This window comes from Nocardia sp. NBC_00508 (genome assembly GCF_036346875.1).
Lineage (GTDB): Bacteria > Actinomycetota > Actinomycetes > Mycobacteriales > Mycobacteriaceae > Nocardia.
This window is the reverse complement of sequence record NZ_CP107852.1, coordinates 2,628,921-2,653,340: the sequence shown is the minus strand read 5'-3', so window position 1 is coordinate 2,653,340 and position 24,420 is coordinate 2,628,921. Positions and strand designations below refer to the sequence as shown.

At 67.7% G+C, this 24,420-nt stretch carries 15 protein-coding genes; 7 read left to right on the top strand and 8 right to left on the bottom strand.

What is annotated here, in order from left to right; genetic code table 11:
- Positions 1-671: 671 nt before the first annotated feature.
- The 6 genes from OHA40_RS11730 to OHA40_RS11705 form a co-directional block, all read right to left on the bottom strand.
- Positions 672-3,320 carry a hypothetical protein gene (locus tag OHA40_RS11730; RefSeq protein WP_330233084.1) on the bottom strand — a complete coding sequence of 883 codons (2,649 nt, stop codon included), beginning with the start codon at positions 3,318-3,320 and terminating at the stop codon, positions 672-674.
- Between the two features lie 629 nt (positions 3,321-3,949).
- On the bottom strand, positions 3,950-4,693 hold the full coding sequence (locus OHA40_RS11725; RefSeq protein WP_330233083.1) for a CPBP family intramembrane glutamic endopeptidase: 744 nt from the start codon (positions 4,691-4,693) through the stop codon (positions 3,950-3,952).
- A 222-nt stretch (positions 4,694-4,915) separates the two neighbouring features.
- Positions 4,916-5,845 carry an RluA family pseudouridine synthase gene (locus OHA40_RS11720; RefSeq protein ID WP_330233082.1) on the bottom strand — a complete coding sequence of 310 codons (930 nt, stop codon included), beginning with the start codon at positions 5,843-5,845 and terminating at the stop codon, positions 4,916-4,918.
- 299 nt (positions 5,846-6,144) lie between these two features.
- Positions 6,145-6,726, bottom strand: a complete 582-nt coding sequence (locus OHA40_RS11715; RefSeq protein WP_330233081.1) for a putative glycolipid-binding domain-containing protein — start codon at positions 6,724-6,726, stop codon at positions 6,145-6,147.
- A gap of 5 nt (positions 6,727-6,731) precedes the next feature.
- Complete coding sequence (locus tag OHA40_RS11710) at positions 6,732-7,184, bottom strand: TIGR03667 family PPOX class F420-dependent oxidoreductase (RefSeq protein WP_330233080.1); 453 nt, start codon at positions 7,182-7,184, stop codon at positions 6,732-6,734.
- Positions 7,185-7,315: 131 nt separating this feature from the next.
- Entirely contained in the window at positions 7,316-7,510 is a 195-nt protein-coding gene (locus OHA40_RS11705; protein WP_330233079.1) for a hypothetical protein, read from the bottom strand.
- 467 nt (positions 7,511-7,977) lie between these two features.
- Here OHA40_RS11705 and OHA40_RS11700 point away from each other — a divergent pair, with 467 nt between their 5' ends.
- Both OHA40_RS11700 and OHA40_RS11695 read left to right on the top strand, forming a co-directional pair.
- The gene (locus tag OHA40_RS11700; RefSeq protein WP_330233078.1) at positions 7,978-9,828 is read left to right on the top strand and encodes an ABC transporter ATP-binding protein; all 1,851 of its coding nucleotides are present in this window, start codon (positions 7,978-7,980) and stop codon (positions 9,826-9,828) included.
- Positions 9,825-11,561 carry an ABC transporter ATP-binding protein gene (locus tag OHA40_RS11695; RefSeq protein ID WP_330233077.1) on the top strand — a complete coding sequence of 579 codons (1,737 nt, stop codon included), beginning with the start codon at positions 9,825-9,827 and terminating at the stop codon, positions 11,559-11,561. The genes OHA40_RS11700 and OHA40_RS11695 overlap by 4 nt, the downstream gene beginning before the upstream one ends.
- Before the next feature lie 208 nt (positions 11,562-11,769).
- On the opposite strand, the gene OHA40_RS11690 is transcribed toward OHA40_RS11695, so the two are convergent.
- Together OHA40_RS11690 and OHA40_RS11685 are read right to left on the bottom strand one after the other, a co-directional pair.
- Positions 11,770-12,477: a siderophore-interacting protein gene (locus OHA40_RS11690; RefSeq protein ID WP_330233076.1), complete on the bottom strand. Its 708-nt coding sequence runs from the start codon at positions 12,475-12,477 to the stop codon at positions 11,770-11,772.
- Positions 12,478-12,580: 103 nt separating this feature from the next.
- Positions 12,581-13,051, bottom strand: a complete 471-nt coding sequence (locus OHA40_RS11685; protein WP_330233075.1) for a hypothetical protein — start codon at positions 13,049-13,051, stop codon at positions 12,581-12,583.
- A 173-nt stretch (positions 13,052-13,224) separates the two neighbouring features.
- On the opposite strand from OHA40_RS11685, the gene OHA40_RS11680 reads away from it, so the two are divergent.
- The 5 genes from OHA40_RS11680 to OHA40_RS11660 all read left to right on the top strand — a co-directional run bounded on the left by OHA40_RS11680 (position 13,225) and on the right by OHA40_RS11660 (position 24,418).
- Entirely contained in the window at positions 13,225-14,517 is a 1,293-nt protein-coding gene (locus OHA40_RS11680; protein WP_330233074.1) for a SidA/IucD/PvdA family monooxygenase, read from the top strand.
- 193 nt (positions 14,518-14,710) lie between these two features.
- Positions 14,711-15,466: a thioesterase II family protein gene (locus tag OHA40_RS11675; protein ID WP_330234133.1), complete on the top strand. Its 756-nt coding sequence runs from the start codon at positions 14,711-14,713 to the stop codon at positions 15,464-15,466.
- A 26-nt stretch (positions 15,467-15,492) separates the two neighbouring features.
- Positions 15,493-16,824 carry a beta-ketoacyl [acyl carrier protein] synthase domain-containing protein gene (locus tag OHA40_RS11670; protein WP_330233073.1) on the top strand — a complete coding sequence of 444 codons (1,332 nt, stop codon included), beginning with the start codon at positions 15,493-15,495 and terminating at the stop codon, positions 16,822-16,824.
- On the top strand, positions 16,817-19,876 hold the full coding sequence (gene nbtC, locus OHA40_RS11665; protein WP_330233072.1) for a nocobactin polyketide synthase NbtC: 3,060 nt from the start codon (positions 16,817-16,819) through the stop codon (positions 19,874-19,876). Before OHA40_RS11670 ends, nbtC begins: the two co-directional genes overlap by 8 nt.
- Positions 19,877-19,888: 12 nt before the next feature.
- A complete protein-coding gene (locus OHA40_RS11660; protein ID WP_330233071.1) occupies positions 19,889-24,418 on the top strand; it encodes an amino acid adenylation domain-containing protein in 4,530 nt (1,509 codons plus the stop codon).
- Positions 24,419-24,420 lie beyond the last annotated feature (2 nt).

Sequence of the window (24,420 nt, the reverse complement as noted above, 5' to 3'; positions counted from 1 at the left end):
CCCTTCGGGGCAGGAACCGGTCTGCGTCGTGGGGTCGGTGGGATAGCGTGTGCCTATGGAGTATTTGCTCTGTGTGGTGGTCGTTGCGGCGATTGTGGTCGTTGTGATCATCCGTACTGCCAACAGTCAGTCCGGCAGTGAACAGCGTCGGCGTCGCCGCCGATGGGGCGCTGGCGGTAGCGATTCGGATGGTTCCGGGGGTGATTCCGGCTGCGGCGGTGGAAGCAGCTGCGGGGGTGGAAGCAGCTGCGGTGGAGGAAGCAGCTGAGCTGACAGCAGCGCGTGGCTGCTGCTGCAGGCGGCTGTGCTGTGTCTCCGGGCGTCGTCGCGGACATTGCGGAGGCGCAGGGCGGTGTGGGTGCCCGAGTCGATCGCCCGCCACCTGGTCGGCGAGGTAACGTCGCCAGCCGCGCTCCTCGCTGGGCGGGCAACCGAAATCAAGCCTCCAGCACTGCACTTCGCCATGCAGGACGCCGATGTCGCCGTCTTCGGCGTTGCCGTCCGAGATGTCGGTGTTCACCATGAGCGGGGGAACCAGCAGGGCCACGGGACGACGGGGAGGGGGTCGGCTGGGGTGATGCAGGGTCGCGAGACTCCCCGGTTCGGCAGCCAGGTGAGGCCATCGGTCCGGCACGGGTAGGCGCCGCGCAGCGGTGGCTCGCTGGGGTAGGTCAGCCGGTGATGGCGTACGGGCGGTGGACTTTGATCGCCGAGTCCAGGACGCGGTTCACTGCGGAACGGGAGACGCCGAGTTCGTTGGCTATGGCAGGGGTCGACCCGCCTTGGTCGGCGAGCGTGAGGATCTCCCTGACTTCCTCGATCGGGAGATTGGACAGGCGTCGGCCGGTGATGGCCCGTGCGATCGCCGAGATTTCGTCGTCGTCGGTGTCGGCTTCGTCGGTCCCGGCGGGGAGTTCGTCGTCCTCGTCGTCTTCGTCCAGGATCGGAATAGGTTCGGCGCGCAGGTGTGGGCGCGTAGGTTCGGGAGATTCTTCTTGCGCGAGTTGTTCGCTCTCCGCGTCGGCGGAGCGGTCGCTCTGCTCGGCGGACAGTGACCTGCCACGTTTCGCCGCGCGCGGTGCGGTGGTATTCGGATTCGCCTGAGCGGCAGCATCGGTGGTCGCTGCCGTCGGCGTGTGCGTTGGTTCGGTGATATCGGCTCTCGCGTGCCTGGCGCTGTCGAAAGCGCGATGTGCTCGCTCGACTGTACGGCCGCCGTGCTCGGAACTCGGCAGAGGCTGTGCCGCAGGATCTTTCGCCGCGGTATCGTCGCTTGACGCAGCCGACCGCGCACCGAACTCGAGTTCTTCGTGTAGGTCTTCGATCGAGATCTGCTGTGCGACCTGGGGCTCGGATCCGCCCGCCACAGGCTCTCCGGCATTGTTCACCGTGTCGGTTGGGCTGACGGGCGAAGGCGTAACCGGCGCGGTGAAAGCCTCCGTGTCAGCCGGTAGAGGCTTTGTCCGCGAGTCATCGGCCGATCGGCCTGCCCCATCAGCGGCGAGGTCGAAGACGTAGTCGGCGACTGAGGAGACGGTGTGATCTCCGGACGGTGGGGCCGCATTCGGACCACTGACAACCGAGAGAGCATCACCTCCGTTGCGAGCGGGTGTTCGCTTGCGGCCATTGGTGTTCGGGGCAGCAGTGTCACCGTCGATCGGGGGGTTGTTTGCGTGGCCGTTGGTGCCCGGGACGGTGATGTGCCCGTGGATGGGGAAGTGGTTGGCGTGGCCGTTGACCGTGGACTCAGCGGCGCGGCGGTTGGTGTTCGGTGCAGCGGTGTGCCCGTGGATGGGGAGGTCGTTGGCGTGGCCGTTGGCCGTGGGCTCAGCGGCGCGGCTGTCTGTGTTCGGGGCAGCGGTGTACCCGTTGACCGGCTGGTTGTGAGCGTTGCCATTGGGGTTCGGTGGAGCGGCGTGCCGATGGACGGGGAAGTCGGAGGCGTGACCGTTGGTGGGGATCTCGGTGGTGTGGCCGTTCGTGTTCGGCGCAGCGCTGCGCCCGTTGAGCGGGAGGTCGCGAGCGTAGCCGTTGCCGGACGCCTCGACCGCGCGGCCGTTAGCGGGCCGCGGGAATGCGTGGCCGTTGGCAGCTGTGACCGGATGTCCGTTGGTCGACGATCCGTTGGCGCGGCCTGATGCGGCGGAAGTGTGGCGAACTTCGTCGGCATGGTTCGCCGGCGCGAGCGGGTAGCCATCGTTCGGGTGGTAATTCTCGACCGAGTGGCCCTCGGTCTGCTGGTAGGTGGGGTGCCGGTTGATCGGCGAGTCGGCCGTGGGGCGTTTGATCGGCGACGGATTCGCGTCGTCGGCCGGTGTGGCGGCGGGCCGGTTCGCGGCCGTCGAGGCGGCAGACCTGTCGCCTGTGGTCTCAGTGCAAACCGTCGGGTCGGTGGCGGTCCAGCGGTGGGCAACAGTGTCGTTCACACCGCTCAGGTACGACGCGTCCGCGCCTGCGTCCCAACGAAATCGACCGCCGTTCGCCGGGGCGTCCCGGTGGACGAGATAGCTGGATCTCGCCGAGACGTGCTCCGCGTCGATCCGGATCATCGGCGCGTCGCGGTCGACCACCGGCGCACCGTCGATCAGCACCGCGTACCGCGCGGAAACCCAGGCGTGCAGCCAGATCACCACGCCGACCATCACCGGGGCGATCGCGTACTCGGCGGCGCGGGCGAGATCGCCCGCGGCGAGATGCGGTCCCGTGTTGAGCGCGACGGTCGTGCCGAGCAGCGCCGCCTCGAAGAAGATCACCTTGCCGCGCGCCAGTTCCCGGCCCCATCGCGCCGCGGTCGTCGCCGCAACCATGATGATGATGATCGGGATCGAGATCATCGCCTCGATGCCGTAGCTCAACCAGTACAGCGGATCGGACATGTCACCGCTGGGCACCAGATTGTGCTGCACATTCACGCCGGCCCACACCATGCCAAGCACGACCACCGCGATCAAGGCGCGCGACGACCACTCGGCCCGGCGGTAGAGCTGCGCCAGCCGTGCATCCTCGCTGGACACCCGCCGCCGCGCCGCCAATGCGCGCCGATGCCAGCGGGCGTCGGCTTCGTCCGTGCGGCGCAGCACGGCGGCCGACTTGCGGTCGCGTTGCTCGGCGGCCAGCTCCGCTTCGATCTCCCTACGCCGCTGCTTGCGTCGCTGCGCGCGAATCCACTCCGCGAGTTCGCGTTCCGCGGCGATCTCACGCTCGGACAACACTTCCAGCAGCGCCGAGTCGTACTGCAGGGGCAATTTGCCGCGCGCGGTCTCGACTTGCTGTGCCAGCGCGGCAATCTCGGAACTACCGTTCGACAGTTCGTCGGACATCGCGAGCCTTCCCGAGAGCAGGTGTCATGCCGAGTGGTGGAGACATGAGTGCTCGAACATATGTGTGATCGGAGTGAGACTAAACCGACCTCTGCCCGTGGTCAATGTCGCCGAGTGGTGGGCGATAGCGACACGCCGGGATATCGAAACCAGCGGTACGGTGCCAATATCCGGATGAGCGGCCCTTTTGTCGCCGTCCCCGCGTGTCGAAACTCAGTTCGAATCAGCACAGCCACTCGGGGACCCGAAACAGTGTGGTTCGCCTCACGCGCTATCTGGCGGACCCTGAGTGAAACTATGCGCGCCTCGGCGCACAGGCGCCTCTGGACATCGCGTCGTCGCTTCCTGTCGATGAACCGCCCGGCCGTAGTGATGAAATCGAATTCCCGGCGCGTGAGTGATTTCATCGGCGTGCGTTTGCTCGTGGCCGCTCTCGAGTCCGCTCACGCCACCATGCCGGGCCAGGATGCGAAAAGGCTCGCCCACGCGCCGGATCATGTGCATCATGGCGAGGACGTGGTGTCCTGGCGAGCGGATCGCCAGGGGCCCGGGTGGCCGCAGCGCTACCTCGCTGCGGGAGGTTGCTATCGCGCGGTGTCGAATCGGCACGGCATGGCCGGATGCGCGGATCAGGCCATTGTGGTGTGCCAGACGATGGCGGCTGCCAGAGCGCCCGCGCCGTTCACCGACCAGTGCAGCGCGATCGGGGCGAGCAGGCTGCCGCTGCGGTGCCGTAGCCAGGTGAACACCACGCCCGCCGCGGCCGTCGCGACGACGGCGAGCAAGATCCCGATGATCTGCCCCGCGACGCCGCCGCCGATGAATCCGGTCAGCCCGCGGTTTCCCGAGGTGAGGCCGAGCGAGGATGCGATGTGCCAGAGGCCGAACAGCAGCGAGCCCGCCGCGAAGACACCGCGTGCACCGTAGGCGCGGTGCAGTGTGCCGTGCAGCACACCGCGGAAGGCCAGTTCCTCGGGGATCACGGTCTGCAACGGGATGACGATCATCGAGGCGATCAACGCGCCGGAGACGGTCGCATACCGATCGGCCAGGAAGAACGGACGGGTGACGGGCAGCGCCGCGCCGATCGCGACGACCGCGAGAACCAGCGCCACCGCACCGAGACCATACAGCGAACCGCGCCGCCAATGCCGCGGCGAAAGCCCCAGTTCCGACCAGCGCAAGCCACGCCTGCGCATCAACGCGAGCAGCACCACAGCGGCGACCGGGACCGTCACAATGTTCGCCCACGCCGTGGTGAAGTGTGCGATCAGATTGGTGCCCGCCAAGACGACCACCACGACGGCGACATCGATGTAGGCGTGCACTTTGTGGCGTGGCTGGGGCGCTGCTGCTCGGTCCTGCTCAGACATCCCGACCAGTGTACGAACCGGCAACAGGTCCGCAACGAGCCCCACTTCCCACTGCCAGATAGGTCACATTTCTCCGTCGTCTCCGTGACCTCCGAGCCCCGCGCCGTGCACAACCCGCACGATTCGCGGCGCGATCGCCGGAGCCGGACAGTCACATTTCCGGTCGTCTCGAGACCGTGAGGTCCGTGCCGTGCACTATCCGCCGATCGTGCGCCGGATCGGTCATCCGGCCCACCCGTGTGGATCGGTCCATGCCTGCAACGTGCGGGCGGTGTCGAAGCGGCGCGGTTCCCTGGTGACCGGATCGGTGAACTCGAGCGAGGCGGCCAGCAGCTGGAGCGGCTTGCGGAAGTCGCCGACCGGCTTGTCGGTGAGTACCGGGTAGAAGTCGTCGCCGAGAATCGGGATGCCGAGGCTGTTCATATGCAGCCGCAACTGGTGGGTGCGGCCGGTGTGCGGACGCAGCCGATAGCGACCGAGCCCGTCGCGGTGCTCGAGCAGTTCGATCTCGGTTTCCGCATTGGGCTCGCCCGGCACTTCTTGGGCCGCGAGCACGTGCTTCTCCTTGATGATCCGGCTGCGCACCACACACGGCAGCGTCAGGCGGGGATCGAACCGGGCGATCGCCTCGTACTGCTTGCGGACGGTGCGCTTGTGGAACATGGTCTGGTACGCGCCGCGGCGGGCGGGATTGATCACGAACAGGACCAGGCCCGCCGTGACGCGATCCAGCCGATGGGCCGGGACCAGGTCGGGGAGGTCGAGTTCCCGGCGCAGCCGCACCAGCGCGGTCTGCAGGATGTGCTGGCCGCGCGGGATGGTGGCCAGGAAGTGCGGTTTGTCCACCACGAGCAGGTCCTCGTCGCGGTGCACGATGGGGATGTCGAACGGCACCACCGTCTCCTCGGGCAGATCGCGGTGAAACCAGACCGCGCCGCCGGGGACGTACGGTGCGTCGGGGGCAACCGGCCCGTCCAAGTCGACGATTCCGCCGGTGTGCAGCAGTTCGTCGATCCGCGCGGCAGGCACCCGGGGCAGGCGCTCCACCAGATGGTCCCGGATGGTCGCCCAGTGGCCCTGCTCCGGCAGTCGCAGCCGGGCCGGGTCCAAGCCGTGCCGCTTCGGCAACGGCGGTTGTTGCCGCCTTCTCATCGGTGTCGACCCTAGCCGGAGGTCGGATGCAGGATCCCCGAGGCCGTCCGCTCATCAAGCGCGGACCGTGATCCCTGGCGCGCGGACCCTGATCTCCGGCAGCCGAGCACCAATCCCGGCCAAGGCGGGATGCCGGAGCTGGATACGCCGCCTTCGACGAGCGATCGCAATCCATGGCAGTCGAGCATCGATCCCGATGAACCGGCGATGCGGACCCCGGATCTGCCGCGTTCAACCCCCGCGAACTCCGTAGTCGAGCCTCGTTCCCGAAGGCTGGGTGGAGGCGGTCGACCGCAGGTTCACCGTGCGCGGACCGCGATACCCGGGTAGTCGAGCACCAATCCCGACTTGTCGTATTCCAGAGTGCAGGTGAAGTCGAACTCTGGCGCGGTGTATTCGAACCGTGGTCCGTGCTCACCGTCGGCGATCCGGATGTAGCGCTGTTCCAGCCGCCCCACCGCGGCCCCGGACGCGTACACGTAGGCCGCGGGTGCGTCCGCGCGGTCGCCGATCTCCTGCGCCAGCCGATGCACAGGCAGCGCGTTGGTCAGCGCGGAGGATTCCAGATCGACGTCGAGGCAGCCGTCGAGCAGTGGCGCGGGCATGGCGTCCAGCAACCACGAGCCCGCGCCGTCCGACTCCAGCACCAGCGTGTTCCAGCCGCCTGGTTTGCGGACGGCCACCTGGGCCCGTCGCGTCCGCCATTCGGTGTCGAGCGCGATCTGGTAGTCCACCACCCACGCCGCGCCGTCCTCGACAGCTGTCGTGCAGCCGTCGATGAGCACGCCCAGTTCGGTGACCCGGAAATAGGCCACCTCGAATCCTTCGCGTGCGGTCCGATGCCGCCAGGCGGCGGTGGACGGCGGCGGCGCGAACGTCATCGGGATCAGAACCCGCGCAGCCGATCCGGAGTGACGCGCAGGACGACCGAGTACTCGGCGTAGAACTGCTCGTCGGTCATGTCGATGGAATGCAGACCGTCGGTGTATTTCGTCGTGAATGCGGCCATTTCGGCCGCGTCGGGCCGCTGTTCGTCGACGCGCGCCGTGCCGGTGAGCACGACGACATCGCCGCCTGTGACGGTGCTGTTGAGATTCAGCGCGACCCGAGGATTGCCCAGGATGTTGCGCACCTTCGGCTGGCCGGGCTTGCTGAAGATCAGGAATTCACCGTCGCGCCACTGGAACCAGACGGGATTCGGTTGCGGTGTTCCGGTGGGGCCGACAGTGGTCAACCAGAGGACGGATTCGCGGTGCAGGCGTTCGGCTACCCTCGCGCCGAACTCGGTCCCGGTGTCGACGAGAGGGGCAGCGGATCGATCGGATGCCGTTGTGGTCATGGCAGGGATAACACCTCGGCACCCAGGACGATTCCGTTCGACACGGAAAATCCAATGCGGTGTGCGCGTCCGCGCCGTGGCCCGCAGAGGCACCCGAGTGCACGACCGCGGGATGCGCATCGCGGACGCCATTACGGCGTGGCCCGCTCGTCCAGCACCATCAACCGGGCCTCGACCAGCGTCCTACGCGCCCGACGCCGGACCCGGCACAGTTCGACGCTGCAATCCAGGTGCACCTGCATCGCCCGGTGCGCTTGGCCCGCGGTGAGTTCGCCGGGATCGCGCGCGCAATTCGACAGAACCGAAAAAACTTCCGTGCCATACATATTCGGTGCTCCTATTTGATCAATCGCTTTGCTTTCGGTCGAAGTTAGCGATATGAACGGGCTATCGGACCAGGATGCGCGGCCGTTCACGGAGGTTTCCCCGGTGCGTCGGGAGTTCGAAAACCTCGGGTCCGGAACAGTTTTCGTACATTGACGAAATAAGTCGCGCAGAACAACAGCCGGTGAGCCGTCCGCTCGAACATGCGGTCGTGCCGCGGTTGCGATGTGGCGCGAAATTCGTGTGCGGTTTGTGTCGAGCGCGGTGCGCCGGTCGGTGGAACGCGGTGTCGAATCCGGTACCGCGACCCCCGGGCCGCTGGCAGTGACGCGCGATCTCCGGGCCCGACGCCGCGGTCGGAGTCCTGCCCGACTAAGGATAACTTAGGCTAACCTTCATTACTGTGTCCTTCTGTGTGAGGATGGGCCGATTCCAGTGAGCTGGGCCGAAGCGGGAGAGACGAGGTCAGATGACAGTGGAGGTCGCGCCACTGCCGGTGGCGGACACGGGGAACCGGCCGCCGAAGGCGGTGCTGAAAGAACGCAAGCGTCGGGAGGCGCAGGCGCGCAGGGAAATCCTCGCGCCCGTGCGCGGTCCGTTGACCGTCGCGAGCGTCGTCGTGGCGGTCGCGTCGGTGTGTGCGGTCGTGCCCTTCGTGCTGATCGTCGAGGCCTGCCGTGAACTGCTCGACCAGGCGGACGCGGTCCGGGTGTGGCGCCTGCTGACGATCGCGGTGTTGGTCCTTTTGGCTCGCGCCCTCCTGCAAGCCGGGGCGTTGACCTGGACGCATCTGCTCGACGCCGGGTATCAGCTTGCCGTGCGCCGGGCGCTGGCGGCCAAGCTGACCCGGGTGCCGCTGGGCTGGTTCGGCGAGCGAACCTCCGGCGAGGTGAAGAAGTATCTCCAGGACGATGTGGAGGCACTGCACTACCTGGTGGCACACGCCCGGCTGGAGTTCGTCGGCGCGCTCACCATTCCGCTGGTCACCCTCGGCTACCTGGTCACCGTCGAATGGCGGCTGGCCGTGGTGCTGCTGCTGCCGGTGCTGGTTTACGCCGTGCTCTACAGCCGGATGATGGACCGTGACGGCCGGGATCGTTTCGTGGTCTACACGCGCTCCGAGCAGCGCACGAAGCAAGCGGCCATCGAATTCGCCGATGGCATCCAGGTGGTTCGTGCCTTCGGGCAGGCGGGCAAGGCACACAGCGACTTCCAAGCCGCGGTCGAGCACCAGGCCCGCAGCGTCGACCGGCTGAAGACGCCGATCATCAAGGTGCAGGCGGCCTCCGACATCGTTGTCACTCCTGTCTTCGTGATGCTGGTCGTGGTGTTCGCGGGACTGGCGGCGATCGGCCTGGACTGGGTCGCGCCGCTGGATGTGCTGCCGTTCCTGCTGGTCGGCCTCGGCCTCGGCAGTTCGTTGCTCAACCTCGGCTACGGCGCGCAGGCACTGCGAGCGGCCGCACTGGCGGCGCAGCGGCTGCACGACCTCCAGCAGACCCCCGAACTGAGCACCGGGGCGCCGGCGCCCGCCGATCCGGGCTCCGGGCCCGCCGGTCTGGTCCGGTTCGAAGGAGTCGGCTTCGGCTATCGGTCCGGCCACGACGTTCTGCACGACCTCGACCTCGAACTCGCCCCTGGCACGATCACGGCTCTGGTCGGCCCGAGCGGATCGGGTAAGTCGACCCTGGCCAAGCTGCTTCCTCGCTTCTACGACGTGGGATCGGGTCGGATTACTTTCGGTGGCCGCGACATCCGTGACTTCCCGAGCGAAGAGCTCTATCGCACGGTCGGATTCGTCTTCCAGGACGTGCGGTTAATTCGTGGCAGCATCCGGGAGAACCTGCGCCTGGCTCGGCCCGACGCCGACGACGCCGCGGTGGAGCAGGCCGCACGCGCCGCGCAGATCCACGATCGCATCGTGGCACTGCCGCGTGGCTACGACTCCGAACTCGGCGTCGACGCGACCCTGTCCGGCGGCGAGGCGCAGCGGCTTTCGATCGCGCGGGCCCTGCTCGCCGACACCCCCGTCTTGGTGCTCGACGAAGCGACCGCCTTCGCGGACCCGGAATCCGAAGCGGCCGTGCAGGATGCGCTGGCCGTACTGGTCGCGAACCGGACCGTCCTGGTCATCGCGCACCGGTTGCACACCATTACCGGGGTGGACCGGATCCTGGTGCTCGAGCGCGGGCGACTGGTCGAACAGGGCGAGCACGCGAGCCTGGTCGCCGCGGGCGGCAGTTACCAACGACTGTGGGAGATCAACGAAGCGGCGCTGGGTCAGATCGCCCTCATCGAAAGTGCGGAGGGCGTCAGATGATTCGTAAGGTGCTCGATCTCGTCCCCACCGAATTCGCCCCGCTGACGCCGAAACTGTTCGTGGCCATCGTGGCACAGGCGCTCAGCCAGGCGGTTGCGTATCTGCTGTTGGTCCCGGTTCTGACGGCACTATTCGATGACGACCTCGGCAGCGCCTGGTTCTGGGCACTCGGCATGCTCGCGGCCGTCACGGGCGTGGTGGTGTTCGGCTACTTGCAGGCGGCGATCGGCCTGCGCATCGGCATCGGTATGCAACGCGGGTTGCAGACCCGGCTCGGCGACCACCTGAACGCACTGCCCCTCGGCTGGTTCGAGACCCACGATGCCGGGCCGCTTGGCCGACTGATCGTCGACAACGTGCGTGAGCTGCAAGGGTTGGTCGCCTATCTGCTGGCCAAGATTCTCTCCGGCGTCATCGTTCCGCTCGCGGTAGGGCTCGGCATGCTGCTGGTCGATTGGCGTATCGCGTTGACCATGCTGCTTTCCGCGCCGGTGCTCTACCTGGTGAACGGGTTGGCCAACCGCGCCTACACCAGCGCGGACCAGCGCATGCACGCGGCTGCGGCCGAAGCCGATTCGCGAGTCATCGAATTCGCCCAGGCACAGCCGGTGCTGCGCGCGTTCGGCGCGGTGGGCTGGGGCAACCGCGCGCTCGATGGCGCGCTGGCCGGGCAGCGGTCGGCTGGATCACGCATGGTCTTCGCCAGTGTGCCGGGCTTGATTCTGTTCGCACTCTTCGTTCAGGCCGTGTTCCTGGTACTGGTGTACGTCGCGGTCGCGCGGGTGACCGACGGCGCCCTCTCGGCGGCCGCCGCGATCGCGCTCATCGCGGTGAGCTCGCGATTCATCGAACCGCTGAATCAAGCCGCGCAGCTGGGCAATGCGTTGCGGTCGGCCGCGACGGCTGCGGACCGGATCGCCGAATTGCTCGCCGAACCGGTGCTACCGGAGGCTGATACGCCGGTCACGCCGGGAGCGGCTGCGGTGGTCTTCGATGACGTGACCTTCGGATACCGCACCGACGAGCCGGTGCTGTCGGGGGTGACCTTCAGCGTTCCCGCCGGCACAACCACCGCCATCGTCGGGCCGAGCGGCGCGGGCAAGACGACCTTGCTGCGGCTGGTCGCCCGGTTCTACGAGGTGGATTCGGGTGGTGTGTCGGTGGGCGGGCACGACGTGCGCGACCAGCCGTCGGCGACGCTGCTCGGTCAGCTTTCGCTGGTCTTTCAGAACGTCTACCTGTTCGATCAGTCGGTCGCGGACAACATCAGGATCGGTAGGCCGGAGGCCAGTGATGCCGAGGTGCGTCGCGCGGCCGCCGCGGCGAGGGTCGACGAGATCGTCGATCGTCTCCCCGACGGTTTCGACACTCGTGTCGGTGAGGGCGGCGCCGCGCTGTCCGGCGGTGAGCGCCAGCGCGTCTCGATCGCAAGGGCGCTGCTGAAGGACGCGCCGATCGTGCTGCTCGACGAGGTGACCAGTGCGCTGGATCCGCACAGCGAAGCGCTCGTTGTGCGCGGGATGCACGAGATCACCCGGGATAAGACGGTGATCGTCGTCGCGCACCGGCTGGCTACCATCGCCCACGCCGACCAGATCCTGTTCGTGGACGGTGGGCGCATCGTCGAGCAGGGCACGCACGCGGAACTGCTCGCGCTGAACGGCCGATACGCCGCGTTCTGGAATGAGCGATCCCGAGCGGCGGGCTGGCATCTGGAACCTGCTGCTACCTAGCGGCTCACCTGTCGAGGTGGGCAGCGGACGAGGTCGCGGTGGCCACCGGAATATCCGGTGGACACCGCGGCGTGTCTGCGCCCGGTGCGCGGGGCTGCGGTCCGGCCAGGGGTGTCCCCGTCCGGGCCGATCAGCTCGTCGGCAGTGCGCCGACACCACAACGCCGCACTACTCGTGGGAGCGTGCGGCGTGGGACGGGCCGGCGAACCTACTTCCAGTAGGCCTGGGACTTGATCGCTGTCTTGGGCAGATTGTGGATTGTCTTGAGGCTCTTCACGATCGAGCGGGTGGTGTACCCGTCGCATGCGACCCAGGCGAAAGCGTCGGCCGGGCAGGTGAGCTCGTGGGCCGCTTCCCGCAGCAATCTGCCGTCATCGATCCGCTGGAGCCAAGTCACCTGGTGGTGCGGTTTGTTGCGCAGCGGAACCGTGCTGTCGGACTCGTATTGCCACTCCAGCCAGACCCGTGCCGGTGTATCGCCGATGGCGTCCAGCAGCGAGTTGATCGCAGGCAGTGAGGCGGTATCGCCGAAGATGAGGTATTCGCCGGGCGTGGACTCCGGCAGCCGGAAGTTCGAGCCGAGCACCGACACCTCGAGTTCGTCGCCGACCGAGGCGTTTTGCGCCCATCGGGCGGCTGGCCCATCGTGCAGTGCGAACTCGATCGAGAAGCGGTCATCGGCCGGGTCGGGGTCGACCAGGGTGTAGCCGCGCTGTTGCAGCTTGTCGCTGGTGCTGTCGGGGAACCAGCCGCGAACCCACTGTGTGGGATGAACCGGGTGCTCGGCGAGTAGCCCGCCGGCGGTGAAACCGAGTCGCAGATATTTGTCGGTGACGTATTCGGTCGACGTGACGGTGAGCCGGTAGTCGTTGCCGCCCCATGCCTTGACCATCAGACCATTGAAGCCTTTGCCCATGACGCTAAGGTTAGCCTAACGAAAGTCGGATGTCGCGCGGCTGCTTCCCGCCGCGCGACGACAACAACCCGCCGAAGCGCCCCGGAGTGCGGAAGGTTTGGAGTCAGCAGGACAGCCCGAGCGCGGAGGCGAGACTGCACTCGGCCTCGCGCGTCAGCTTCCAGTAGCCGCCGATCTGCTTCCACGAGACGGCGTAGGTGAAGTCGGGGTAGCCCTCGGTGGTGAGCAGGAGCTGCGCATCGATCCGGTCGCCGGAGGTGGACGGGTTGATCACGTTGTAGCGCAGGCTCGGCGGGGCGACCGCGGCCAGGCCTGCGATCTTGTCCATCGTGGCGACGCCGGCATCGCCCGATTCCAGTTCCGCCGCTCGCGTGCCCCGCGCGGCGCCGGTGTTGAGCGCCACGCGCAGTTTGGCGGTCAGTTCACCGGCCCCGGGGGCCTGGGTGTGCAGGGGTGCGACCAACGGCGCCGCGACGGCGGGCGCGACGGTGCCCGCCGCGCCGACTAATGCGGCGGCGAGCGCGACCGCCGTTGCGGCGAGCCGGGTCAGCGCCTTGTTCGAAGTCCTGATCATTTCGTTCATCCAATCGTTCGCGGGTGTGAGTTATCACCGCCCTGGTCGCGTACGAGTGTGCAATATAAGGTAAGCCTATGCAAACATGATCTGAACGGGTTCTGGTTGTCGGGGCGGAGCAGTCCCGTGCACCCGGCGGGAAGCCGCGGGACGTCGGAGAGAGTGGAGAACCGGTGGAAACGCTTCTGGTGATCGGAGCTGGTCCGAAAGCCCTTGCGGTGGCGGCGAAAGCGCATGTGATGCGTGCCCTCGGCCTGCCCGCCCCGCGGGTGGTCGTCGTCGAGGCGCATGCAGTCGGCGGCAACTGGCTGCCGAGTGGCGGCTGGACCGACGGTAGGCACCGGCTGGGCACGAGCCCGGAAAAGGACGTCGGCTTCCCGTACCACTCGACCTGGGCTCGCGGGCGTAACCAAGAGATCAACGCGGCCATGATGGCCTACAGTTGGACGTCGTTCCTGATCGAGCAGGGCACCTACGCCGAATGGATCGATCGAGGTCGTCCAAACCCAGCCCATCACGTCTGGGCCAAGTATCTGCAGTGGGTGGCTCACCGGATCGATCTCGAACTCGTTTCCGGCACAGTGCGATCCATCGGCGCGACCGCCGACGGCTGGCTCGTCAGCGCGACGGATCCCGACGGCGACGCAATCAGGCTGGCGGCCGCCGGACTGATGATCACGGGCCCTGGCGCCAGCACCAAGGCTCTCGCCGACCATTCGCGAGTGCTGAGTATCGCGCAATTCTGGGATCTGGCCGGGCGGCGCAGCCTGCCCGTCTCGTCCCGGGTCGCCGTGATCGGTGGCGGCGAGACCGCGGGCTCGGCGTTGGACGAGCTGGTGCGCCACGGCATGCTGTCCATTTCGGTGATCTCGCCGATGGCCACGATCTACACCCGTGGTGAAAGCTATTTCGAGAACTCGCTGTTCAGCGACCCGGTCAAGTGGGCGGGATTGACCGTCCAGGAACGACGTGACGTCATTCGCAGAACCGACCGCGGCGTCTTCTCGGTGCGGGTGCAGGAGAGCCTGCTCGGCGACAGCCGGGTGCATCACCTGCAGGGGCGTGCCGTGCGCGTTGCCGAACAGGGTGACGGGGTGGCGCTGACCCTGCGTAACGAGATGCGTCCGGATCAGTTGCATACGTTCGACTTGGTCGTCGATGCCACGGGTGGGCAGCCGCTATGGTTCCTCGACCTCTTCGATCAGGACGCGGTTGACCTGCTGGAGCTGGCGGTCGGCGGCAGGCCGACCCAAGAGCGGATCGAGGTGTCGATCGGCTACGACCTCGCGGTGTCGGGTATGGGCACGAAGCTCTTCCTGCCGAACCTGGCCGCAGTCGCACAGGGGCCTGGATTCCCGAATCTCAGTTGTCTCGGCGAACTTTCGGATCGCGTGCTGGGTTCGGGGCTGTCCGGGCGGCGGTCTGGTGCGCACTTGACGGGCACCGGCGCACGACCGCTCGGGTGAGTTGCCGATTGCGATGAAGGCGGGGCTCGCAATTCGTCGGAGATGTCGGTCAGCTCGCGCGCGATGACGTAGGGCGTCCGGGTGGGCTCCATCGGTTGTCGAACTCTGCCCAGTGGGCTTGCTGAGATGGATGTAAGGTTACCCTATGCTAACCTCGCGTGGTTGGCGTGGCCTGCCGTTTAGGAGCTTGTTGATGTCGAAAACCCCTGGGTGGATTCGAAAATTTCACAAACCCGCTGCGGAAACGCTGCCGCCACTCGTGCTGTTTCCACACGCCGGTAGCGGCGCTTCCACCTATCGCACCTTTTCCAAGCGGCTCAGTGCGGATTTCGACGTCCTGCTCGTGCAATATCCGGGGCGCCAGGACCGGGCTGCCGAACCGATGGCGACAAGCATCGCCGAACTGGCCGAAGGGGCGCTCGCGGCGTTCCTCGAATCACCGCACCGGCCCGATGTTCCGATAACAGTTTTCGGGCACAGCATGGGCGCGGTGGTGGCCTTCGAATTCGTGCGGCGAGCGGAGTCCGTCGGCATCGAAGTCGGGGTGCTCGGTGTCTCCAGCGCCGTGGCGCCCCCACTGGTGGTGGACCAGCCGCCGCATCCGTCCGAAGACGAGGCGCTGCTCGACCGGCTCGCCGCGCTCGACGGCACCGGGTCGGATCTGCTGGCCAACCGGGAGATCATGCGCATGGCGCTCCCCGTGCTCAAGGCCGATTACCGCGCATTCGACAGCTACGTCTGCGCGGCGGATATCCAGGTGCAGGCCAGAATTCAGGCGCTGGGCGGGGCCGACGACGAGGTCGTCACCCCAGCCCACCTGCGCGCGTGGGCTTCGCACAGCCGAAATGGCTACGCCCTCATGCTTTTCGATGGCGGACATTTCTACTTGCACGATCACGTCGACGGTATCGCCGAGGTGTTGGCTGAAGCCGCTATGTGCGCTAGATAGTTTCGTTCTTTCAGGTTAGGTGCACAATGGCAGGATCTGTTATCGGGGGTGAAGACCCCGTCGTCATTGTCGGAATGGCGGTGGAGGCTCCGGGGGGAATCGATAGTCCGCGTTCGTACTGGTCGGCGCTGGCCGAATCACGAGAACTCATCGGGCCGTTGCCTCGGGACCGGGAATGGCCGCTGGCGCGGCTGCGTGCCCTCGGTCGCACACCGGGCTGGTCCGATATCCCTGATGCAGGCGGATTCCTGAGCACAGCGGCGGAATTCGATCCGGCCTTCTTCGGGATCACTCCTCGCGAAGCGATAGCCATGGATCCGCAGCAGCGGGTTGCGATGCGCGTCGCGTGGCGCGCGGTGGAGGATGCCGGGCTCAATCCTGCCGCGCTGGACGGCGACGGTGCAGGTTGCTGGATGGGTGTCTCGGTGCTGGAGTACGGCCCGCGGATGGCGGACGTCAGTGACCACAGCGGATTCCGGCTGACCGGGTCGGCGCTCGGCGCGGTGGCGGGGCGGATATCGCACAGTCTCGGACTGCTCGGCCCCTCGATCAGCGTCGATACGACTTGTGCCGGCTCGCTGACCGCGGTGCATCAGGCCGCGGTGGCCATCCGGGCGGGCGATTGCGACTGGGCACTGGCCGGTGGTATCTGCGTGATGGGTTCGCCGGGCATGTTCATCGAGTTCTCCAAGAACAATGCCCTGTCCAGCGACGGCCACTGTCGTCCCTACTCCGCCGACAGCAGCGGGACGCTGTGGGGTGAGGGCGCGGGAGTGATCGTGCTGGAACGGGAGTCGAGGGCGCGCAGCCTGGGGCATCGAATCTACGGGCGCCTGCTCGGCTCCCGGGTCAACCACAACGGCAAGGGCGCGCCACTGGCCGTCCCGAGCACGGCAGCCCAGGAACGCCTGATTCGGGACGCGCTGTCCGTCGCGGGCATTCCGGCCGAGCTGGTCGGCTTGGTCGAAGGCCACGGTACCGGCACGCCGGTCGGTGATCCCGCCGAACTCGCGGCGTTGATCAAGACCTACGGTTCGCCGACTCGGACCGATGGTGGTGCGAAGCTCGGATCGGTCAAGTCGAATATCGGGCACGCGCAGGCGGCTTCGGGCATTCTCGGCTTGATCAAAGTGCTGCTGTGCGGTGCGCACGGCCACATAGCGCCGAGCCTGTGGTCGGACAATCCGACCGAGGCGGTCGACTGGAACGCGACCAGCCTTCGGCTGGCGACGAAATTCGAGCCGTGGGAGCCGGTAGACGGTGTCCGCTATGGAGCGGTGTCGTCCTTCGGCGTCATCGGTACCAATGCACACGCGGTTCTTGCCATGCCGGTCCTCGAGGAGGACGTCGATGTCTGACTATCGTCTGCCCGACGGCACCGTCCCGGTGCTGCTGTCGTCGGATACCGCGACCGGACTACGCGCCGAGGCCGCGGCGATCCTGGCCTATCTGGCCGGCCGGCCGCGCGTGACTCCCGATCGTGTGGCTGACATGCTGCTGCGCACACGGTCTCCGCGCCGATACCGCGCGCTAGCGATGGTGACCGACCAGGCGGAATTGCTGGACGCGTTGCGGGCCGTGGTGGACGCCGCAGCACATGAGGCGGTGGTGGGCTCGAACGGTCCGGCCACCTCCCGCCGGATCGGATTCGTCTTTCCCGGCCAGGGCAGCCAGCATCCCGGTATGGGCCGGCTGTACTACGACCTGTCGCCGGTCTACCGGGCCGCGGTGGACGAATGCTCCGCGCTGTACGAAGAGCGCCACGGACACCTCGGACCGGTGCATTACCTACTCGGCGACGCAGGGGATTACGCCGACACGTTGGTGGAACTCCAGCCCGCCAGGATGTTCCACATGCTCGGCCTCGCCGCGATGTGGCAGGCGGTCGGCGTACACCCGGCCGCGACGGTCGGGCACAGCCAAGGCGAGCTCGCGGCCTGTGTGGTCGCGGGAACGATGCCACTGCGCGACGCCGTGCTCGTGGTCGCGCATCGGGCGGCGATCATCGAACAGGTCGCATCGGGCGACTACGCGATGGCGGTGCTGGGCACTGACCGCGAGCATTGCGAGGCGCTGCTGGCTCGCCATTCGGGTTGGGCCGAGGTGGCCGTGGTCAACTCGCCGCAACTGGTTGCCGTGGCGGGGGAGCGTGCCACGATCGGCGACTTGGTCGCGAGTGCGACCGAACAGGGTCGCTTCGCCAAGGCGATCGAGGTTTCCTTTCCCGCACACACCTCTGTGATGACCCGGCTGCGAGCGGAATTCGAGCGGGCACTGGTCGATGAGCTGGCGGACGCCACCTTCCGGTCGAGTGAGATCACCTGCTACGGAGCGACTCTCGGGAATGCGGTCACACCGGAGTTGTCCCAGCGGGAGTACTGGTACTGGAACATGCGCAATCGAGTCCGGTTCGATTGCGCGGTTACAGCGGCGGCGCAACAGGTGGACACCTTCGTGGAGATTGCCGAGCACCCGACACTGCAATTGGTGCTTCAGGACAATCTGGCGCTGGTCGAGTCGGAGCCCGGACCGAGTTCGCGTGACTTCCGCGTGGTCGGCACATCGCTGCGCACCGCCACCGGGCTGGGCGAGTTCACTCGTAATCTCGCCGAGGTCGCGGTGCACGATCTGAACTACCCATGGGATTGCCTGCGTATCGCGTCGTCGGGAGGGACTCCGGCGTTGCCGCTGCGTGATTTCCCGTCGACGGTGCTGAACCCGAAGAAGTTGTGGGCGTCGTATCGGTCGGCCCAGCTGGATCCGGCGCCGGAGGACGAAGCCGCGCCGACGCGTCTGGTCGAGGAATGGACCAGGTTGGCGCAGCGCTCGCCCGCCGAGCCGCGTCGGGTGCTGCTCACGGGGCACGACGAGCGCAGCGCGGAGTTGGCCGCGGCCCTGGCTGCCCGGGCCGCGCGCTACGGTGCCGAGATCTCGGACGGGGACGCCGCCGCGGAGACCGATGCCGTTATGGTGCTGCTGCCGACCAGTCCCGCGACGGACCAGCAGGAGGCCGTCGGCGAACTCACCGAGTTCGCGGCGACGATGCAGCGCCTGCCCGGCTTCGCCCGCGGCGTCACCGAATGCTGGCTGGTGACAACGGGAGCCGAGGCGGTGGGACCGGACGAGATCCCCGCCTCCGGCCATGCCGCCGCGGCGGCGGCGTTCCGATCGCTCGGCCTCGAGCATCTCGGTGTCGCGTTCCGGCACGTAGATCTCCCCGGGGACGCCGCGGCGCAGGATCCTCGGGTACTGGCGGACAGGATCATCGACGCGATCCATGTCGCGGACGAGCCCGAACTCGCAGTGCGCGACGGCAAGCTGTACGTCAAGCGCCTCGTCGCCGAGGAGGACCGTGGAACGGCGACCACACCGGATCTTCGAGAGGTCCTGATCCTCGGGGGCACCGGTCATGTCGGTCTGCGGTTCTGCGAGCAGCTCTGCCGCGCCGGTGCGGGCCGCATCACACTGGTGAACCGCGCGGGCGAAACACCGGCGTTGACCGAACGGCTGCGTGCGATCCGCGCGCTGGGCCCGGCCGAGATCGCCGTGGTTGCCTGCGATATCACCGATTCGACCGCGGTGGCGGAGTTGGCGGCGCGCTACGCCGAACGGCCGGTTCGCGTCCTGGTGCACGCGGCGGTCGATTACGTATGGACCGAATTGGATTCGGCGGCCGTAGCCGCCGCGACAGCCGCGAAGGTGCGTGGGCTCGACGAGGTGCTGCGCACTGTGCCGCTGGCCGAGGACTGCACGGTTCTGCTGTGCTCTTCGTTCGCGGCGACCCTCGGCGGCCGCGGGCAGGCGCTGTACGCGGGCGCCAATCGCATGCTCGACGCCCTCGCCGTGCGACTGCGTGCCGAGCGGCGCGACTGTGTCGCGGTGCAGTGGGGACTGTGGGAGCTGCCCGAGCAGGCCGAGCTGCACAGCCGCGTCGCCGGAGCCGGTCTGCTGCCGATGGCGCCCGCGGCGGCCGTGGCCGCAGGTTTCGCGAATCGCGACCGCAACAGCATTGTGCTTTCGGCGGATTGGACGCGATTGCGCCAGATTGCCGAGACAACCGGCATGGCGAGGGTTTTCCCGGAAATCGCGCCGCCACCTGGGTCTTCGGCGCCCGCCTCGCCCGCTGTCTCGGTGCAGACCGCCGTCCCTGCCGCCGCGGTATCGGCGCCGGTGACGGTGGATCTCGCACAGATCGTGCGCCGCGAACTCGACCGGGTGATGGGCGGCGACGGCACCGAGGAGATCGACGGCTCGATCCCGCTGGTGGCGCTCGGCATCGACTCGCTGCAAGCGGTGGACCTGCGTACCGCGATCAAGGCCGCCCTGGATCGCGACGTTTCGGCGGCGGCGATTCTGCGCGGTGCGTCGCTCGACGACGTGGTGCTGCTCGTGTCCGAGAACCAAGGCTGAGGAGGCTCCGCTATGCCGGAAAGTACGCACGCGCCGCAGATCGAGGACGTGCTCGCGTTGAGCCCGTTGCAGGAGGGCCTCTTCTCGCTGGCCAGGCTGGCCGGGGAGGGCGATCTCTACGCCGTGCAGTTCGTGCTGGAGATCACCGGACCGCTCGATGCCGCGCTGCTGCACCGTAGCGCCGATGCGATCCTGCGGCGACACCCCAATCTGAGGGCCTCCTTCTGGGACCAGGATCTGCCGCGGCCGGTCCAGATCGTGCCGACCGCCGCGGAGCTGCCGTGGGTGGAACGCAGTGCCGCGCCCACCGAACTCGAGGAGATCATCGCGGCGCAAGCGCGCCGTCCCTTCGACCTGGCTCGTGGCCCTCTGCTGCGGATGCTGCTGGTGACCCTCCCGGACGACACCCGGCGGCTGATCATCACGGCGCACCACATTCTGCTGGACGGGTGGTCGCTCGGCGTCTTCTTCCGCGAGCTCTATGGCTTGTACGAGACCGGTGCGCAGGCCGACGCCCTTCCCGGGCCCCGCCCGTACCGGGACTACATCGGCTGGCTGGCCGCGCGCGACACAGGGGCGGCGATCCACAGCTGGACCGAATACCTGGCAAGTGTCGACCCTCTCATCCTCGCCGACCGCACCGACGGTGCCGTGAACACAACCGTTCCGGAGATCCACACGCTAACGCTGGACGTCGCCGACACCGACCGGCTGACCGCTTGGGCGCGTACCAACGGCCTCACCATGAACACCGTCGTGCAGTACGCCTGGGCGGTGCTGCTCGGCAGGTTGACCGACCGGGCGGACGTGGTCTTCGGCACCACCGTTTCCGGTCGCCCGGACGAACTGACCGGCGTGGAAACCATGATCGGGTTGTTCATCAACACGATCCCGATCCGGATTCGCTTGGACGACAGCAAGTCCGGGGTCGAGGCCATGCTCGCCTGGCAGCGGGAGTCCGCTGCCATGCGAGATCTGGCTTATGTCAGCCTTTCCTCGATTCAACGGGCAGTGGGCGCGGGCACGCTGTTCGACACGCTCTTCGTGTTCGAGAACGCGCCGATGAGCGACGTACTGCGACCCACGGTCACCGCGGACGGCACGCGATTCCGGCCGATCACCTCGGAGAGCCTCACCCACTACCCGCTGGCGGTGACGTCGTTCGTCTATCAGGGGCAGCTCGTCGTGGTGGTCGAGGAGGTGGCGGCCGCACTCGGTGCGTTGTCCGGCCACGATATCGGCGACCGGCTGCTCTCGGTGCTGCGCCAACTGCCCGAGGTCGGCGAGCGTGGGCAGGACGCCTTCGACATCCTGCTGCCGGGCGAGCAGCCACAACCGCCCGCCGACCCAGCGACGGACGTGCGTGGACACGACGTGCCGGAACTGTTCGCCCGTCGAGTCGCGGCCACCCCGGAAGCCGTCGCTCTGAGCACCACGGACGAAAGCCTCACCTACCGCCAATTATCCGATGCGGCCGGGCGATTATCCGGCGTGCTGACCGCACACGGGGTCGGCCCCGAGGATGTCGTCGCGCTGGCCATGCCGAGGTCCGCGCGGTCGATCGTGGCGATTCTCGCCGTGCTTTCCGCGGGCGCCGCCTACGTTCCGGTGGATATCGATCTGCCCGCCGCACGCATCGAATCCATTCTCCGGCAGGCACGGCCACGGTTGATCCTGCGAGACTCCGCGCAGCCGGGCGCGCTCTACGACATCGCCGATCTACCGCAGACGCTGGTGTTGGACACACTGTCGGAAGACCTGCCGGTCGCCACGCCGGTGGCGGGTTCGCCGGACCGATGCGCTTACTTGATCTTCACGTCGGGATCGACCGGAGAGCCGAAGGGCGTCATGGGTACCCATGCGTCTTTGGTGAGTTATTTCGCCGACCACCGCGATCGGGTCTACCGGCCCGCTGTCGCCCGGCTCGGCAGAGCACTGCGCATCGCGCATGCCTGGTCGTTGAGCTTCGACGCCTCCTGGCAGCCGCTGATCGGCCTGCTGGACGGCCACGCGATCCACCTGTTCGACGCCGAGGAGATGCGCGACGCCAGTCGGCTGGTCGACGGCATCGTGCGCCAAGGGTTGGACATGATCGATACGACGCCGTCGATGTTCACCCAGCTGGCGGCGGCAGGCCTGGTTCAGGCGGGCCGGACGCCGCTGTCGGTCCTGGCGCTCGGCGGGGAGGCGATCGGCGTACCGCTGTGGAAACAGCTGTGCGCCTTGCCCGGTACCGCGGTGCACAACTGCTATGGGCCGACGGAGACCACGGTCGAGGCGGTGGTGGCCGCCGTGACGGAGGCCCACGCGGAACCGACGATCGGCCTGCCGGTTACCGGGATGGCGGGCTACGTGCTCGATTCGCGCCTGCAGGCGATGCCGCCCGGTGTCGTGGGAGAGCTATACCTGTCCGGCGCCCAGCTGACGCGCGGATACGTCGGCAAGCCCGGAATCACCGCCGATCGATTCGTCGCGGATCCGTTCCGCGCGGGTGCGCGAATGTATCGCACCGGAGACCTCGTGCGGCGCTTGCCTTCCGGTGCTCTCGCCTACCTCGGCCGCGCAGACGACCAGGTAAAGATCCGGGGCTATCGGATCGAGATCGGCGATATCGAGACCGCCTTGCTCGCGCTTCCCGGCGTGCGGGCGGCTGCGGTTGTCGTGGTACGCCGCGCCGGCGGTCCCAGCCTGGTCGCCTGCGCGGTAGGTGACGGTCTGGTCGCCGCGCAGCTGCGCGCGGCGCTGGCCGAGCAGCTGCCCGGCTATATGGTGCCGCACCGGATTCTTGTCGTCGAGCAACTGCCGGTGACCAGCAACGGAAAGCTCGACACCACACGGATCGCGTCGCTCGCCGAGGACACGGCTGCCGGCGCCGGGGCAGCCTCGGCGCCGGCACGCACCGCTACCGAACGCGGCTTGTGCGCCGCTGTCGCCGAGCTGTCCGGCGGCACCGTTCCCGGCATCGATGACGACCTGGTCAGCCTCGGTGTCGACAGCATCGTGGCGATCACGCTGGTGAATCGGCTACGGCGAGAAGGCAAGTCGATCAGCCCGAAGCTGGTCCTCACCGCGTCGACGATCCGGGAGCTCGCCGCACGGATCGATGCGGGCGCGGATCGCGTACGAGAGTCGACCTCGGCGGGTTACGGCGCGGTGGATCCGACTCCGATCGTGTCGTGGATGCACGAGTACGGGGGCTATCGCAGGCTGGTACTGAGCAACCTGCTCGAGCTACCCGCCGACATAGATCAGGACGGGCTGACCGCTGTGCTGCAGGCGTTGCTCGATGGACACGACATGCTGCGGGCCCGGTTCGCCGACACCCCAGGGGGATACGAGCTCCACACGCGCGAGCCGGGCACCGTGCGTGCCGACCAGATCCTCTCCCGGGTCGACGAAGGAGCCGACTTCGAGGCGACACTGGCCGCCCACGGCCATGCGGTGGTCGACGAGATCGACCCGTTCACCGGCGATCTGGTGCGCGCGGTGTGGTTCGTCAGGTCCGGTGCCCCCGACGTGCTGCTGCTCACCATCCACCACCTGGCCATCGACCCGGTCTCCTGGCACATCGTCTCCGCCGATCTCGCCGCAGGCTGGGCCGAGATCGTCGCGGGACGCACGCCGACCGCGGCGGTGGAGCACACCGGCTACCGGCAGTGGGCGAGGCTGCTGAACGAACGTGCGGGCACCGCGGAGGTTTCGGCGCAGCGCGACTACTGGATGCGCCAGGTCTCCGCGCCGGATCCTGTCCTGGGCGCCCGGATGCCCGACCCCAGGTCGGACACCTGGGCTTCCTATCGGGTGCGCCCGGTGCCCGCTACCGCCGAGACGACCGCGGCGATCCTGGACGGCATCGGTGGTGGCGCGGGGGTGCGCGAGTTCCTGCTCACCGCGCTGACCATGACAGTGTCGAGCTGGCGCGCGGAGCGCGGCCAGGATGCCGCCGCGGGCGCCTGTATCGCGCTGGAAGGACACGGTAGAGAGGACACGGTCCTCGGTGCCGATGCCGACTCCGCCCACACGGTGGGCTGGTTCACCACTATCGTGCCCGCCCGGCTCGGCGTTGGTGCCGACGGCGTGGATGTGGCCACGGCACTGGCCGATCCAGCTCGTGCCGCCGCGCTGCTGGAGACCATCACGACACACCTGGCCGAGCTGCCGAACGGCGGCGTGGACTACGGCGTGCTGCGCTACCTCGACGAGGCACCGGAACTGGTCGATGCGCCCCAGCCGCAGGTGCTCTTCGATTACCTGGGTCGTTTCGATCTGTCCGGCGCCGGACGTCCGTGGGCGCCGATCCCGGAACTCGCGCTGCACGAATGCCTTCCACTCGTCGCGGAGCCCGACTTCCCGCTGCGCTACGCGCTCGACGTCATCTCGGCGGTGCGGGCCACCGCGGCCGGTCCGCAGCTGGTCACCATGCTGCGCTGGAGCGAGGCGGTATTCACCGCCGCGGAGGTGGACCGGCTCGCCGAGCTTTGGCACGACGCCGTCGCGGCACTCGAGCGTGCGGTGTCCGCGGTCGCCCTCGGCGCCGACTGACC